Raw genomic sequence first — 14,068 nt, 5'->3', positions numbered from 1 at the left:
CGGGGAGAAGGGCAGGGGTGTGGTGGGAAAAAGTTCGGGCCCCTTCATGGGAAGGGGCCCAGGGGAGCGTCCCTTGAGGGGCGCGGGGAACTGCGCGACAAGCCACGAATCACCCGCGGTCGGCGAGCGAGCGGCCGTGGTGGCCCGGTGGCCGGAACTACCGCAGCCGCGCCATGAGGGCGTGCTCGACCAGCGTGATCAGCGCCGACTTCGCGTCGGCGCGATGCCGTGCGTCGGTCGTGATGATCGGGGTGTCAGGGCCGATCTGGAGCGCCTCGCGGACCTCTTCGGGGTTGTACGGCTGGTTGCCGTCGAAGCCGTTGAGGGCGATGACGAAGGGGAGACCCGAGTTCTCGAAGTAGTCGACCGCGGGGAAGCAGTCGGCGAGACGGCGGGTGTCCACGAGGACGATGGCGCCGATCGCGCCGCGGACCAGGTCGTCCCACATGAACCAGAAGCGGTCCTGACCGGGGGTGCCGAACAGGTACAGGATCAGGTCCTGGTCCAGGGTGATGCGGCCGAAGTCCATGGCGACCGTCGTGGTCGTCTTGTCCCCGGTGTGAGTGAGGTCGTCGATGCCGGCAGACGCGGACGTCATCACGGCCTCTGTGCGCAGCGGGTTGATCTCCGAGACGGCGCCGACGAACGTGGTCTTGCCCACGCCGAAGCCGCCCGCCACCACGATCTTCGCGGAGGTGGTGGAGCGGGAAGGACCGCCGCTAGAGCTTGCGAAGTCCACTGAGCACCCTTTCGAGCAGTGTCACGTCTGGCTGGCCACCGGCGTTCTCGTCGCCGCCGGGCTGATGGATGGCGACCAGGCCCGCCTCCGCCAAGTCGGCGACGAGGATCCTGGCCACGCCGAGAGGGATCGTCAGCAGGGCCGAGACCTCGGCCACCGACTTGATCTCCCGGCAGAGGTTGCAGATCCGCTGATGCTCGGGCAACTGGCCCTGCATCTGGTGCGGCTGCGCGGTGGTGTGCACCAGCGCCTCGATGGCGAGCTGGTACCGCGGGCGGGTCCGGCCGCCGGTCATGGCGTACGGACGCACCAGCGGGTTGCTGGACCCCGAGGCCGGCGCCGGCTCGGGGCGCCGCTGCGGCTGCACCGGCTGGATGCGCGGCGCCGGCGGCTGGTCGTACGGCGAGGGGCCGGGGCCCTGCGGGGCGTACGACTGCCGGTGGCTCGGTGTGGAGGGGAAGTTGTACCGGTTCCCGGAACCGTCGCCCTGGCCCTGCGCAGGCCCGTACGACCAGTTGCCGCTATGAGAACCGCCTGGGGGTGTTGCCACTTTCTCTCCTCCTCCGACCGTGCCGGGCACCCATCCTTGTGGAGCCGCGTCCCGAAACCTTACGGCCCCAGGACGCGAAAACGCACCGTCTGACTATTAGTTGAGAAGGCTTCCCTGGAGTTCCGCACGCAGATCCGGGGTAAGAACCGTGCCCGCGCGGTCCACCAAAAGGGCCATCTCGTACCCAATCAGGCCGATGTCGGCCTCCGGGTGGGCCAGGACGGCCAGCGAGGAACCATCGGAAATGGACATGATGAACAGGAACCCCCGCTCCATCTCCACAACCGTCTGATTCACGCTGCCGCCCTCGAAGATCCGGGAGGCGCCTGCCGTCAGAGACGTCAGACCGGAGGCGACGGCCGCGAGCTGGTCGGCGCGGTCGCGGGGGAAGCCTTCGGACATCGCCAGAAGGAGTCCGTCGGCGGAGACCACCACCGTGTGGGACACCCCCGGGGTGTTGTCCACGAAGTTGGTGATCAACCAGTTCAGGTTCTGTGCCGCCTGGCTCATCGGGCTCACACTAACGCTCCTGGTTGTAGGTGCTGTCAGGACCGAAGCCCTGACCGTTCGTTTCACTGCCTGCGCTGCGTCCGCGCTGGACACCTCGACGCAGGTTGCTCAGCCTGCCCCGGACGTCCTCCGGGGCGCGGGAGACCTGTGGGCCTCCCTGGGGGGTGCTCGCGGCGGCTCCCTCGACCAGATTGGCCTTGGGCACCCGCCTCGGCAGGCCGGAGGAGGTGACCCCGCCCGCCTTGGGCTTGCGCAGCGCCGAGGCCTGCTGCCAGCGCTCGTCGTTCTGCGAACGCCAGGAGTCGTCGCCGGCCGGTTCGGGAGCCGGGGCCGCCGGTGCGGTCTGCGCCGGTGCCGCGGCCGGAGCCTGCTGCACGGAACCCGCGCCCTTCGGGCCGCCCGTGCCGCCGCCGACGGAGCCCCGGCGGGGCAGTCCGGCGTCGGTCAGCCGGTGGCCGTTGGAAGGGGCCGTTCCCGGACGGTCGAAGCCTACGTGGTTCCGCTCGTCCACGTCACCGGCCTGCGCCGACTCCGTCTGCGGAGCGTACTGGGCCGGGTAGCCGTTCTGGTAACCGCCCTGCTGCGGCCAGTCGTCCTGGTAGGGCTGCTCACCGAAGGCCGGGAACGCCTCCGCGGCGGCGGCCTGCGCGGCCGCGGGCTCCTCCTGGGCGGGCTCCGGGTAACCGGGCTCCGGGTAGCCGCCGTTGACGGAGAACGCGCCGGAGGAGAACGCGTCGTTCTGCGGCAGGCCGCCGTTCGGCGCGTAGTACTGCTCGTCGTACGTGCCCTGCGACTGCTCCTGGTACGCCGGCTGCCCGTCGTAGCCCGTGGGCTGCTCCTGGAAGCCCGTACCGTTCGGGTCGTAGTCCGTCCGGCCGGTGTCGAACTCGTCGGCGTACGCCGGGATCTCGGTGGTCTCCTGGTGGACCTGTGCGGACTGCGGAGGCTGCGCCTGGGCCTCCAGGGCCGCACGGCGCTCCTCGCGCATCAGCGAGCGGCCCACGGGATCGAGGTCGCGAATGTCGTCGGGGACCTCGATGTAGCGGCTGTCGTCGAAGCCGAGCTCGGCCGCCGTACGCATCGGCTGGAGCTGCGGCTGGTTGAAGTTCTCGGCCTGGAACTGCTGCTCCGGGATGATCTGCGAGACCGTGAACTCGTCGCGCTCCAGGGGCTGTTCGCCGCCACCGCCGTGCGTGATCGCGTCCGGCAGCATGACCAGCGAGGTGGTGCCGGCCTGCTCGCCGGAGGGGCGCAGCTGGACCCGGATGCCGTGCCGGTCGGAGAGCCGGCCGACCACGAACAGGCCCATGCGCTGGGAGATCGCGGCGTCCACGGTCGGCGGGTTGGCCAGCTTGTGGTTGATGTCCGCGAAGTCCTCGGCGGTGAGGCCGATGCCCTTGTCGTGGATCTCGATCATGATGCGGCCGTCGGGGAGCCGGGTCGCCGTGACGCGGACCTTGGTCTGCGGCGAGGAGAACGTGGTGGCGTTCTCCAGCAGCTCGGCCAGCAGGTGCACGAGGTCGGTGACCGCGCGGCCGTGGATCTCGGCCTCCGGGACGCCGGAGAGCTCGATGCGCTCGTACTGCTCCACCTCGGAGGAGGCGGCGCGCAGGACGTCGACCAGCGGGACCGGCTGGTCCCAGCGCCGGCCGGGCTCCTCGCCGGCGAGGACCAGGAGGTTCTCGCCGTTACGGCGCATACGGGTCGCGAGGTGGTCCAGCTTGAAGAGGTTCTCCAGCTGGTCCGGGTCGGCCTCGTTGTTCTCCAGGTCGGTGATGAGGGTCAGCTGGCCCTCGATCAGCGACTGGTTGCGGCGCGAGAGGTTGGTGAAGATCGCGTTGATGTTGCCCCGCAGCAGGGCCTGCTCGGCGGCGAGCCGCACGGCCTCGCGGTGGACCTGGTCGAAGGCGCGGGCGACTTCGCCGATCTCGTCGGTCGAGGTGATCGGGATCGGCGCCACCCGGGTGTCGACCCGGCCGGGGTCGGTGCGGGAGAGCTGGTCGACCAGCATCGGCAGACGCTGCTCGGCGATGCCGAAGGCGGCGTTGCGCAGCTGGCGCATCGAGCGGGACATCTGGCGGGCCACCATGCCGGCCAGGATGAACGCGGCGAGCAGCGCGACCATGACCGCGGCACCGGTGATGAAGGCGTCCGTCTTCGCGTTGTCCGCGATGTCGGAGGCCTCGCTCACCGCCTTGTCGGCCATGTCCGACTCGATCGTGCGGTAGGCGTCGTACTTGAGGGTGTTGACCGTCCACCAGTTCTCGGCGCTGACGCCCTGGGAGGCCAGCGCCTGGCGGGTGCTCGCGTTGGTGTCCGGCAGCGTGGCCAGCGCGCTGACCATCGCGTTGTCCTTGGTCGGCGGGGGCACGTAGTTCGGGTCCTTGGCCTTGGCCTGCTGGGCCAGTGCCGCGCCGTCCGTCCTGATCTTCTTCTCGAGGTCGGTCAGCTTCTGCGCGTCCGCCTCGGTGCCGCCGCCGATGTACTCCTCGACGGCGATGCCCTCGAGGTAGGCGTACGAGGAGAGGGCGACCCGCTGGCTGGCCAGGTTGCCGGCGTCGGGGCCCGGCTTGACCAGCAGGTGCATGCCGATCGACCGCTCCAGCGACAGGGCGGCCTTGGTGAGCGAGATGGCGTAGACGGTACGGCCGTAGGAGGTGATGTTTCCGGTGCCCAGACCGAGCTCGTTGGCGAACTCCATCAGCGGGTGGGCGACCGCGACGTACCCCTCTTCGGTCTTCACACCGGGGAGCTTGCTGGTGTACGAGGCGGCACGCAGGTTGGTGATCTGCGGCTCTGCCTCGCGGAACAGCTTCAGGCGGCGCTCCAGGCCCGGCTTCTGCGGCATGTTCTGCGCGGCCGCGTCGAAGGCGTCGGCGGCCTTGTCGGTCGCGGCGCGGGCCTGGGTGACGGTCGCCTTGTCCTTGTTCAGGAGCAGCGGTGCCGTGCTGACGTCACGCTCGTTGTAGAGGGCGTCGGCATAGGTCAGGGCCGCACGGACCAGGCGCGCGGTGTTCTCCGCGTCGCGGGCGTCCTGCCAGGTGTCGATGGAACTCTTCACCTGGAAGCCGCCCATCACCAGGCCGACGGCCACGGGTATGAGCAGGATCGCGTTCAGCCTGGTCGGCACTCGCCAGTTCCGCGGGGAGAAACGGCCGCCGCTCTTCGCGGGTGCGGCCGGTGGTTCCGCGGCTGGCACAGGGGTGGGCGCCGCAGCGCGCGGCGGCGGGGTGAAGTTGCCCCGTGCCGACGGCTCGGGACCGTTCTTGCTTCGCCTCACTCGACCAACAACCTCTCGGCGGCGGGCACCTATCGTCGTGCCGCAGTCTCTCAGAGCCCGGTGTGTCTCAGACCACTACTCAGTACGTCGTTGACTAATGGGCAGTTCAGGCATTCCAGCACGGGGGCCGGTGCACTTCCAAACAGTCCATTGGGGCAGAGCGCGCGGATGTAAGCCCCAGATAAAACGGTCATAAAGAGCGAGCCCCGCCAAAAGGCGGGGCCATTGTGAGCGCAGCGGCACCGCGCGACCGCGACGCGTGGCGATACCAGTGGATTCCTCTGCCGAAACGTTATGAACACCGGAGCCGACCGTGTCAAAGGCCACAGTCGGCTCCGGTTTCCGTACGACAACTGCCGTACACGACGACGGACTTGGGTATCGCGGCGGTGCTAGCGCAGGCGCGCCATGAGGGCGTGCTCGACCAGCGTGATCAGCGCGCTCTTCGCGTCGGCGCGGTGCCGGGCGTCGGTCGTGATGATCGGCGCGTCCGGCCCGATCTGCAGGGCCTCGCGCACCTCTTCGGGTGTGTAGGGCTGATGCCCGTCGAATCCGTTGAGGGCTATGACGAACGGCAGACCACTGTTCTCGAAGTAGTCCACGGCCGGGAAGCAGTCGGCCAGACGCCGGGTGTCCACGAGCACCACCGCGCCGATCGCACCGCGCACCAGGTCGTCCCACATGAACCAGAAACGGTCCTGACCGGGCGTGCCGAAGAGGTACAGGATCAGGTCCTGGTCGAGCGTGATACGGCCGAAGTCCATGGCCACCGTGGTGGTGGTCTTGTCCCCGGTGTGCGTCAGGTCGTCGATGCCCGCCGAGGCGGACGTCATCACGGCCTCCGTACGCAGCGGGTTGATCTCGGAGACCGCTCCCACGAACGTGGTCTTGCCGACGCCGAAGCCGCCCGCCACCACGATCTTCGCGGAGGTGGTGGCCCGCCCTCCGTCAGAGCTTGCGAAGTCCACTGAGCACCCTTTCGAGCAGCGTCACGTCAGGAGCGCCGCCGTTGTTCTCGTCGCCGCCCGGCTGGTGGATGGCGACCAGGCCGGCCTCGGCGAGGTCGGCCACCAGAATCCGGGCCACACCGAGCGGCATGGCGAGCAGCGCCGAGACCTCGGCCACCGACTTCACCTCGCGGCACAGGTGGCAGATGCGCTGGTGCTCCGGGAGCAGCCCCATGAGCGCTGCCGGGTCGGCCGTCGTGCTGATCAGCGCCTCGATGGCGAGCTGGTAGCGCGGCCGGGTCCGGCCGCCGGTCATCGCGTAAGGACGTACCAGCGGCTGGTCGCCCTCGTCCCCGTACGGCTCCGCGTACGGATCATGAGAGGCGGTGGGCGGGGTCATCGTTCCTCCGGGCGGGACAGCAAGTCGGTCGGGCTAGCCGTCGGACGTGGCCGGTGGGGGGATTGTGGCGGCCGGACGGTGATTTGGTGAGGCGGGTTGGATCCGGGCTGTCAGTGGAGCAGACTGCCTTGCAGTTCAGCGCGCAGGTCGGGCGTGAGGACCGCGCCCGCGCGGTCGACCAGGAGCGCCATCTCGTAGCCGACGAGGCCGATGTCGCACTCCGGGTGGGCCAGGACCGCGAGGGACGAGCCGTCGGACACGGACATCAGGAACAGAAAGCCGCGTTCCATCTCGACGACCGTCTGCGCCACGTTGCCGCCCTCGAAGATCCGGGAGGCCCCGGCCGTCAGCGAGGTGAGCCCGGAGGCGACGGCCGCGAGCTGGTCGGCGCGGTCGCGTGGGAAGCCTTCGGACATCGCCAGAAGGAGGCCGTCGGCGGACACGACGACGGTGTGGGACACCCCTGGGGTGTTGTCCACGAAGTTGGTGATCAACCAGTTCAGGTTCTGTGCCGCCTGGCTCATCGGACTCAACTAACGCTCCTGCTGGTGAGTGGGGCTCGGGAAGGTGCCGGTCTGCGGGCCGGTGCCGGCCTGCCGACCCTGTGCGATACCCCGACGGAGATTGGTCAGCCGGCCGCGAACGTCGTCAGGCGAACGCGAGACCTGCGGACCCGCTTGGTGCTGTTGCTGCTGCGCCGTGCCCGGGACGAGGTTCGCCCGGGGGACCCGGCGCGGCAGACCGGAGGTGGTGACACCGCCCGCCGCCGGCTGCCGTACACGCTCCGCCTGCCGGACGAGGTCGTCGTTCGGGGAGGTGCGCCAGGCTGCCTGGGCGGGACGCTGGGGGGCCGCGGCCGCGGGGGCCGGCGGCTGGGAGGGCACCGGCGGGACCGGCGGAACCGAGCCGTTGCCGTTGCTCTGGGGGCGCTGCTGCTCCTGCTGGCCGCCGTGGAACCAGTTGGTCTCCAGCGTGTCGTACAGCGGGGTACGACCGTCACCCGGACCGGTGGCCGGCGGCAGCGCCTCCGGCTCCTGGCGGACCGGCGGGCGCTGCGGCGCACCGTAGTCGAGGCCTCGGCCGTCGGTCCCCGGACGCTCGTACTGGCCGTTGCCGTACTGGCCGTTGCCCGGGTAGCCGTTCTGCCGGCCGGGCAGGGAGTGCTGACCGGTGGAGCTGCCGTCGTAGGACGGCGTGGCGAACTGGCCGGTGGAGCCGTTGTCGTAGGCCTGCGGAGCGGCGAACTGCCCCGGGTTCCGGGAGCCGTTCTGCGGCGCGGCCGGCGTGCCGAAGACGTCGGAGCGCACGAACTGGCCCGAGTCCTGCTGGCCGTTGACGTTCGGGCGCGGGAACGACCCGGTGTCGTGCTGGCCGTTGACGTTGGGACTGGGGAACGACCCGGTGTCGTGCCGGCCGTTCACGTTCGGGCGCGGGAACGAGCCGGTGTCCTGCGGGCCGGTCGTGCCCGGCCGCGGGAACGATCCCGTGTTCTGCGAGCCGTTCGGCGCGTTGAAGTCCGGGCGCGGGAACTCGCCGGTCGACGGAGCCTGCGGGACCGCCGGCATCTGCGAGGTGGCACCGAGGTCCTGCCGGTCGTCGATGCGGGGCATCTGCGCGGTGTGGGCCGGGTCCTGCTCGTCGTGGCCGCGCGGGGTGTCCAACGAGGCACGGGACAGCGGCGGCTGGGCGTTGTCGTCGCTCCAGCTGGGCCGGCCCGCCGGCGAGTTGGCGCCGGGCAGTTCGGCCCGCGGGCCACCGCGCGGCGGCAGCTGGGGCTGACGGCCCTGGTCGGAGGAGTTCGCGGAGCGCTGCGGCGGGACCGGGGCGCGGTTGCCGAAGGTGTCCTGGCCGCCGAAGGAGTCCTGCGGGTTGCCGAACGCGTCCTGGTTGCCGAAGGCACCGGCACCCGCGTTCGACCGGCCCTGCGAGCCGCGTCCGCCGCCCTGCGCACCGGGACGGCCGCCGTTCGGGCCCGCGCCGGGCAGCGCGGCCCGGGGGCCCTGGCCGGCGCCGACCTGACCGCGCGGACCCGCACCGGCGCCGAGCAGCCCGCCGCCGGAGGGAGCGCCGGCGCCGAGGGCACCGCCGCGTCCGCCGGCCGTACCGGCACCGCCGCCGAGCGCCGGGGCCGGAGCACCCGCGCCGAGCGAACCACCGCCGCCGCCCTGGCCGCCTCCGCGGCGGGCGGCGGCCGCACCGGCCGCGGCCTGCGCGGCGGCCGGACCGCCGGACTGAGCGGGGACACCGGGCTTGCCGGGAGCGGGCTTCTTGCCGCCCTGGGCGACGTCGACCGGGAGCATGACCAGCGCGGTCGTGCCACCGGAGTCGGACGGGCGCAGCTGGATGCGGATGCCGTGCCGCTGCGACAGACGACCGACCACGAAGAGGCCCATGCGGCGGGAGACCGAGACGTCCACGGTGGGCGGCGAGGCGAGCCGCTCGTTGATCGCCGCGAGGTCCTCGGGGGAGAGGCCGATACCGGTGTCGTGGATCTCGATCAGCACCCGCCCGTCGGGCAGCGCGTGACCGGTGACCTTGACCTTGGTCTGCGGCGAGGAGAACGAGGTGGCGTTCTCGAGCAGCTCGGCGAGCAGGTGCACGAGGTCGTTGACCACGCGGCCGGCCACTTCGGTGGTCGGCACGGCGGCCAGTTCGATGCGCTCGTACTGCTCCACCTCGGAGGCGGCGGCGCGCAGCACGTCCACCAGCGGGACCGGGCGGGTCCAGCGGCGGCCGGGCTCTTCACCGGCGAGGACGAGGAGGTTCTCACCGTTACGGCGCATACGCGTCGCGAGGTGGTCGAGCTTGAAGAGGGAGGACAACTGGTCCGGGTCGGCCTCGCGGGACTCCAGTTCGGAGATGAGCGAGAGCTGACGCTGGATGAGGCCCTGGGAGCGGCGCGAGAGGTTGGTGAACATCGCGTTGACGTTGCCCCGCAGGAGGGCCTGCTCGGCGGCGAGGCGGACCGCCTCGCGGTGCACGTCGTCGAAGGCCGCGGCCACCTGGCCGATCTCGTCCCGGGAGTGCACACCGACCGACTCCACGGACGTGTCGACGTCCTGCGGGTCGGACTCGGAGAGCTGCTTGACCAGCTCGGGCAGGCGGTCCTGGGCGACCTTGGTGGCGGTCTCCTGGAGGCGGCGCAGCGAGCGGATCATGGAGCGGGCCACGATGAAGGCGCCGACCAGCGACACACCGAGGACGAGCAGGATCAGCGCACCGGAGATGATCGCCGACTGCTCGGAGGAGGCTCGCAGCTCGCGCGCCTTCTGCTCCATGTCCTCGAGCAGGGTGTGCTCGATCTTCTTCATCTGGTCGATCTTGGTCGAGCTGTCGTCGACCCAGTCGAGGTACGAGCGCTTGCTGAGCTCGTTCAGACCGTTCTGGGCGCCGAGCGCGCGCTTGGCGTAGGTGTCGGCGGCCTCGATCGTCGGGTTGTTGCCGTCGATCGGGCTGAGCAGGTCGGCCGCGTTGCCGGTGTAGATCTTCCGGAAGATCGTCAGCTCGGAGGTCTCGCTCTCCTGGGCGGACTCGCCGTACAGGCGGTCGTTCTCGGAGAGGTCGCCGGCGCTGGTGCCGTTGGCGGGCAGGGCCGCGGCGATGACGGCGCGCTGTACGGACGCGTACTCCTTGGCGGTGGAGAACGCCGCCAGGGCGCGGGTGCGCTGGATCATCTCCGGGTTGCTGGAGGCCTGCGCCATGTCCTGGGAGAGGTCGATCAGCTGGGTGATCAGCCGGTGGTAGGCCTCGACCGTCTGGGTCGAGTTCTCCCTCTGCTGATAGGCGTCCTTGCGGATCTTCGCCAGGTTGTCCAGCTGGCCGGCCAGACCGACGAGGCTGTCGCGGACGCCCTGCAGCTGACCGTTCTTGCTCGCGGTGTCGATCGACTCGGAGGCGTTGAGGAAGTTCTCGCGGGCGCGGTCGGTCTGGTCCTCGTACCCCTTGACCGCGACGCTCGAGACCGCCCCGCCGTGCGCCAGCGGACCGGCGGTCTTGTCACGCTCGGTCTGGAGCGCGGTCGCCAGCTCGGTGGCCTGCGTGGTCATGTCCGTCAGCAGCTGCATGTTGTCGAGCTGCTGGATGTCGTCGAGCGACTGGTTGATGCGCACCGCGCCCAGCGTCGTCGCCGCCACCACGGGGAGGGCGAGCAGTGACACCAGGCGCGTGGAGATTCGCCAGTTGCGCAGGGCTATGCGCGAGCCCGGGTTGTTGGGACCCTGCGCGGGCTTGATCGTCGGAGTCGGAGCCGCGGCCGGCTGGGGGCCCGAGGACCCCGAAGACGCGGACGCGGCGGGGCGCCCGGAGCGCTCACCGCCGTCACCACCGCCGCCGGCCGGGGCCGGGTTCTGGGCGTGCTGGGGCGAGGAACCGCGGTCGGTCCCGCCGTGCGCCTCCGGCTCCGCCGAAGCGCTGCCATCCCTCTTGAAACGTCCCTGCACTAGCGTCGCAACCTCTGGACCAGGCGCCCTTCCGGGAACGGAAGGACACGGTGTCGGCGTTGAACGGGGAGCGCCCTGAATACGCACCCTGTTGGTCGTGAGTGTGACCGGCGCTGGCTCCCCCTGTCTCGCCGCCACTCGGCGCTGCGTTGCGCCCCCTGCGCGCCGGCTCGATCCTGCGGCGGTTCCGTGGAATTCCAGCACAGTGCCGGATCTCCAACAAGGGCCGTGGACCGAGCTGTGACCTCCGTGACAGCGTGTGAGTGACACGTTACGAGATGTGGAAGCCGATCGCGTACATAAAGGGCGTATCCCTGTCAGTTGGCGGTGCGTGGGCCGTGTCCCAGTCGCCATGATCAGGAGCGGAATGACGGGTTCGGTTCGCCAATGTCCGTTTCGTTGCGGTGAGTTGCCAGTCGGATATGACCGCTTTGACCCTCGGTCCGTGAGCAAACTCACACGCGGATCAAGGTCTCTTCGCGGCTTCGGCCGGGAATTCGATGTTTAGCCTGGCGCTTTACAAGAGGGAAGTCTCTGCCAACCCACACATGACGGGGTCCAGTACAACCGTGAAGACGACGATGATGTTCCGCAACATAGCCAACCCCCGGCGCACCACCCTCGCCCACCTCAAGGACGCCGAGGAACTGCAGACCCCCGAGCTGCCCGAGCACTCCCTCGATCTCCCCTCCCAGACCGCCAACCCGCGGCGCACGATCCTCATGGAGATCCCGGCCGGCACCTCGGTCGCGGAGTAGTACGGGACCCGGCCGCCGATCACTCACCCACCCGGTGACCGGGTTATTCCGCGGCGGCCGCCCCTCACCGCGTTAGCCTGGGACGTCAGACTCCAGCCGGTTCAGTGAGGGGCGCCAGGATCCCGTGCGCATCGCCAGGTTCTCCATCGACGGGAACGTCGCCTTCGGCGCCGTCGAGGGCGACAAGCAGGACGAACTCGTCCTCGACATCATCAAGGGCATTCCGTTCGCGGACTTCGAGCTCTCCGGTACGAAGGTCCCGCTGAGCAAGGTCCGCCTGCTCCCGCCGGTGCTCCCCAACAAGGTCGTCGCCTACGGGCGCAACTACGTGGAGCACGCGGAGGAGCTGGGCAACGAGGTCCCGGAGGCCCCCTTCGCCTTCTTCAAGCCGTCCACCTCGGTGATCGGCCCCGGCGACGACATCCAGTACCCGTCCTTCTCCCAGGACCTCCACCACGAGGCCGAACTGGCCGTGGTCATCGGCCGCATGTGCCGCGAGGTCCCGCGCGAACGCGTGGCCGACGTGATCCTCGGCTACACCTGCGCCAACGACGTCACCGCCCGCGACGTACAGAAGCGCGAGAAGCAGTGGGCCCGCGCCAAGGGGTTCGACACCTCCTGCCCGCTGGGCCCCTGGGTGGAGACGGACCTGGACCTCGCCACCGCCTCCGACCTGACGATCCAGCTCACGGTCAACGGCGAACAGCGCCAGCTCGGCCGTACGAGCGAGATGATCCACTCCATCGCGGACCTGATCGTCAACATCACCGAGGCCATGACGCTGCTCCCCGGCGACGTCATCCTCACCGGCACCCCGGCAGGGGTCGGCCCCCTCAGCGTCGGCGACGAGGTCGCCGTCACCATCGAAGGCATCGGCACTCTCACCAACAAGGTTGTCAAGCGTGACTAGCGCACCCGGCACTCCCGTTCGCGTTCGTTTCTGTCCGTCCCCCACCGGTAACCCCCACGTGGGCCTGGTCCGCACCGCCTTGTTCAACTGGGCGTTCGCCCGGCACCACCAGGGCACGCTGGTCTTCCGCATCGAGGACACCGACACGGCCCGTGACTCCGAGGAGTCGTACACCCAGCTGCTCGAGGCGATGCGCTGGCTGGGCTTCGACTGGGACGAGGGCCCCGAGGTCGGCGGCCCGCACGCGCCGTACCGCCAGTCGCAGCGGATGGACCTCTACAAGGACGTCGCCGCCAAGCTCCTCGACGCCGGCCACGCCTACCACTGCTACTGCTCCCAGGAGGAGCTGGACAGCCGCCGCGAGGCCGCCCGCGCCGCCGGCAAGCCGTCCGGCTACGACGGCCACTGCCGCGACCTGAGCGCGGAGCAGGTGGCGGAGTACAAGGCGCAGGGCCGCACGCCCATCGTCCGCTTCCGGATGCCCGACGAGACGATCACCTTCACCGACCTGGTCCGCGGCGAGCTGACCTTCACCCCGGAGAACGTGCCGGACTACGGCATCGTCCGTGCCAACGGCGCCCCGCTGTACACGCTGGTCAACCCGGTCGACGACGCCCTGATGGAGATCACCCACGTCCTGCGCGGCGAGGACCTGCTCTCCTCCACCCCGCGCCAGGTCGCCCTCTACAAGGCGCTGATCGACCTCGGCATCGCCCGGCAGATCCCGGCCTTCGGCCACCTCCCCTACGTCATGGGCGAGGGCAACAAGAAGCTGTCGAAGCGCGACCCGCAGGCCTCCCTCAACCTCTACCGGGAGCGCGGTTTCCTGCCCGAGGGCCTGCTCAACTACCTCTCACTGCTGGGCTGGTCGCTCTCCGCGGACCGGGACATCTTCTCCGTCCAGGAGATGGTCGCGGCCTTCGACATCGCCGACGTGAACCCCAACCCGGCCCGCTTCGACCTGAAGAAGTGCGAGGCGATCAACGCCGACCACATCCGCATGCTGGACGTGAAGGACTTCACGGAGCGCTGCGCCCCCTGGCTGCGGGCCCCCTTCGCACCCTGGGCGCCGGAGGACTTCGACGAGGCGAAGTGGCAGGCGATCGCGCCGCACGCGCAGACCCGCCTGAAGGTCCTCTCGGAGATCACCGAGAACGTCGACTTCCTGTTCCTGCCGGAGCCGGTTTACGACGAGGCGTCCTGGACCAAGGCGATGAAGGAGGGCAGCGACGCCCTCCTCGCCACGGCCCGCGAGAAGCTGGAGTCCGCCGACTGGACCTCTCCCGAGTCCCTGAAGGAGGCCGTCCTGGCCGCCGGCGAGGCCCACGGCCTCAAGCTCGGCAAGGCCCAGGCCCCGGTCCGCGTCGCCGTCACGGGCCGCACGGTCGGCCTGCCGCTCTTCGAGTCCCTGGAGATCCTGGGCAAGGAGAAGACCCTGGCCCGGATCGACGCGGCGCTGGCGAAGCTGAGCGCGTAACGCCCGGACATGCGCGAGGGGCGGCACCCGGTGACCCCGGGGGCCGCCCCTCGGGCGT

11 protein-coding genes are annotated in these 14,068 nt (G+C 70.2%); 3 read left to right on the top strand and 8 right to left on the bottom strand.

What is annotated here, in order from left to right; all coding sequences use genetic code 11:
• Positions 1-157: 157 nt before the first annotated feature.
• The 8 genes from BLW82_RS12750 to BLW82_RS12715 all read right to left on the bottom strand — a co-directional run bounded on the left by BLW82_RS12750 (position 158) and on the right by BLW82_RS12715 (position 10,865).
• Positions 158-739, bottom strand: a complete 582-nt coding sequence (locus tag BLW82_RS12750) for a GTP-binding protein (protein ID WP_046729246.1) — start codon at positions 737-739, stop codon at positions 158-160.
• Positions 720-1,289, bottom strand: coding sequence for a DUF742 domain-containing protein (locus tag BLW82_RS12745; RefSeq protein WP_093498894.1), 570 nt, complete (start codon positions 1,287-1,289; stop codon positions 720-722). The genes BLW82_RS12750 and BLW82_RS12745 overlap by 20 nt, the downstream gene beginning before the upstream one ends.
• A gap of 96 nt (positions 1,290-1,385) precedes the next feature.
• Positions 1,386-1,799: a roadblock/LC7 domain-containing protein gene (locus tag BLW82_RS12740; protein ID WP_004983065.1), complete on the bottom strand. Its 414-nt coding sequence runs from the start codon at positions 1,797-1,799 to the stop codon at positions 1,386-1,388.
• Between the two features lie 10 nt (positions 1,800-1,809).
• Positions 1,810-5,079, bottom strand: a complete 3,270-nt coding sequence (locus BLW82_RS12735) for a nitrate- and nitrite sensing domain-containing protein (protein ID WP_093498893.1) — start codon at positions 5,077-5,079, stop codon at positions 1,810-1,812.
• Between the two features lie 392 nt (positions 5,080-5,471).
• Positions 5,472-6,047 (bottom strand): GTP-binding protein, encoded by a 576-nt coding sequence (locus BLW82_RS12730; protein WP_046729249.1) that lies wholly within the window; start codon positions 6,045-6,047, stop codon positions 5,472-5,474.
• Complete coding sequence (locus BLW82_RS12725; RefSeq protein ID WP_019058642.1) at positions 6,028-6,426, bottom strand: DUF742 domain-containing protein; 399 nt, start codon at positions 6,424-6,426, stop codon at positions 6,028-6,030. Before BLW82_RS12725 ends, BLW82_RS12730 begins: the two co-directional genes overlap by 20 nt.
• Positions 6,427-6,536: 110 nt before the next feature.
• Complete coding sequence (locus tag BLW82_RS12720; protein WP_003973453.1) at positions 6,537-6,950, bottom strand: roadblock/LC7 domain-containing protein; 414 nt, start codon at positions 6,948-6,950, stop codon at positions 6,537-6,539.
• 9 nt (positions 6,951-6,959) lie between these two features.
• Positions 6,960-10,865 carry a sensor histidine kinase gene (locus BLW82_RS12715; protein WP_093498892.1) on the bottom strand — a complete coding sequence of 1,302 codons (3,906 nt, stop codon included), beginning with the start codon at positions 10,863-10,865 and terminating at the stop codon, positions 6,960-6,962.
• A 569-nt stretch (positions 10,866-11,434) separates the two neighbouring features.
• Between BLW82_RS12715 and BLW82_RS12710 the strand changes: the two genes are divergently transcribed.
• From BLW82_RS12710 to gltX, 3 genes are all read left to right on the top strand, one after another.
• A complete protein-coding gene (locus BLW82_RS12710) occupies positions 11,435-11,623 on the top strand; it encodes a hypothetical protein (protein WP_093498891.1) in 189 nt (62 codons plus the stop codon).
• Between the two features lie 124 nt (positions 11,624-11,747).
• Positions 11,748-12,533, top strand: a complete 786-nt coding sequence (locus BLW82_RS12705) for a fumarylacetoacetate hydrolase family protein (RefSeq protein WP_093498890.1) — start codon at positions 11,748-11,750, stop codon at positions 12,531-12,533.
• Entirely contained in the window at positions 12,526-14,010 is a 1,485-nt protein-coding gene (gltX, locus tag BLW82_RS12700; RefSeq protein ID WP_093498889.1) for a glutamate--tRNA ligase, read from the top strand. Before BLW82_RS12705 ends, gltX begins: the two co-directional genes overlap by 8 nt.
• The last annotated feature ends 58 nt before the right edge of the window (positions 14,011-14,068 follow it).

Source organism: Streptomyces sp. Ag109_O5-10 (assembly GCF_900105755.1).
Taxonomy (GTDB): Bacteria; Actinomycetota; Actinomycetes; order Streptomycetales; family Streptomycetaceae; genus Streptomyces.
Note: the sequence above shows the minus strand (reverse complement) of the source record. Positions and strands in the feature narration are given on the sequence as shown.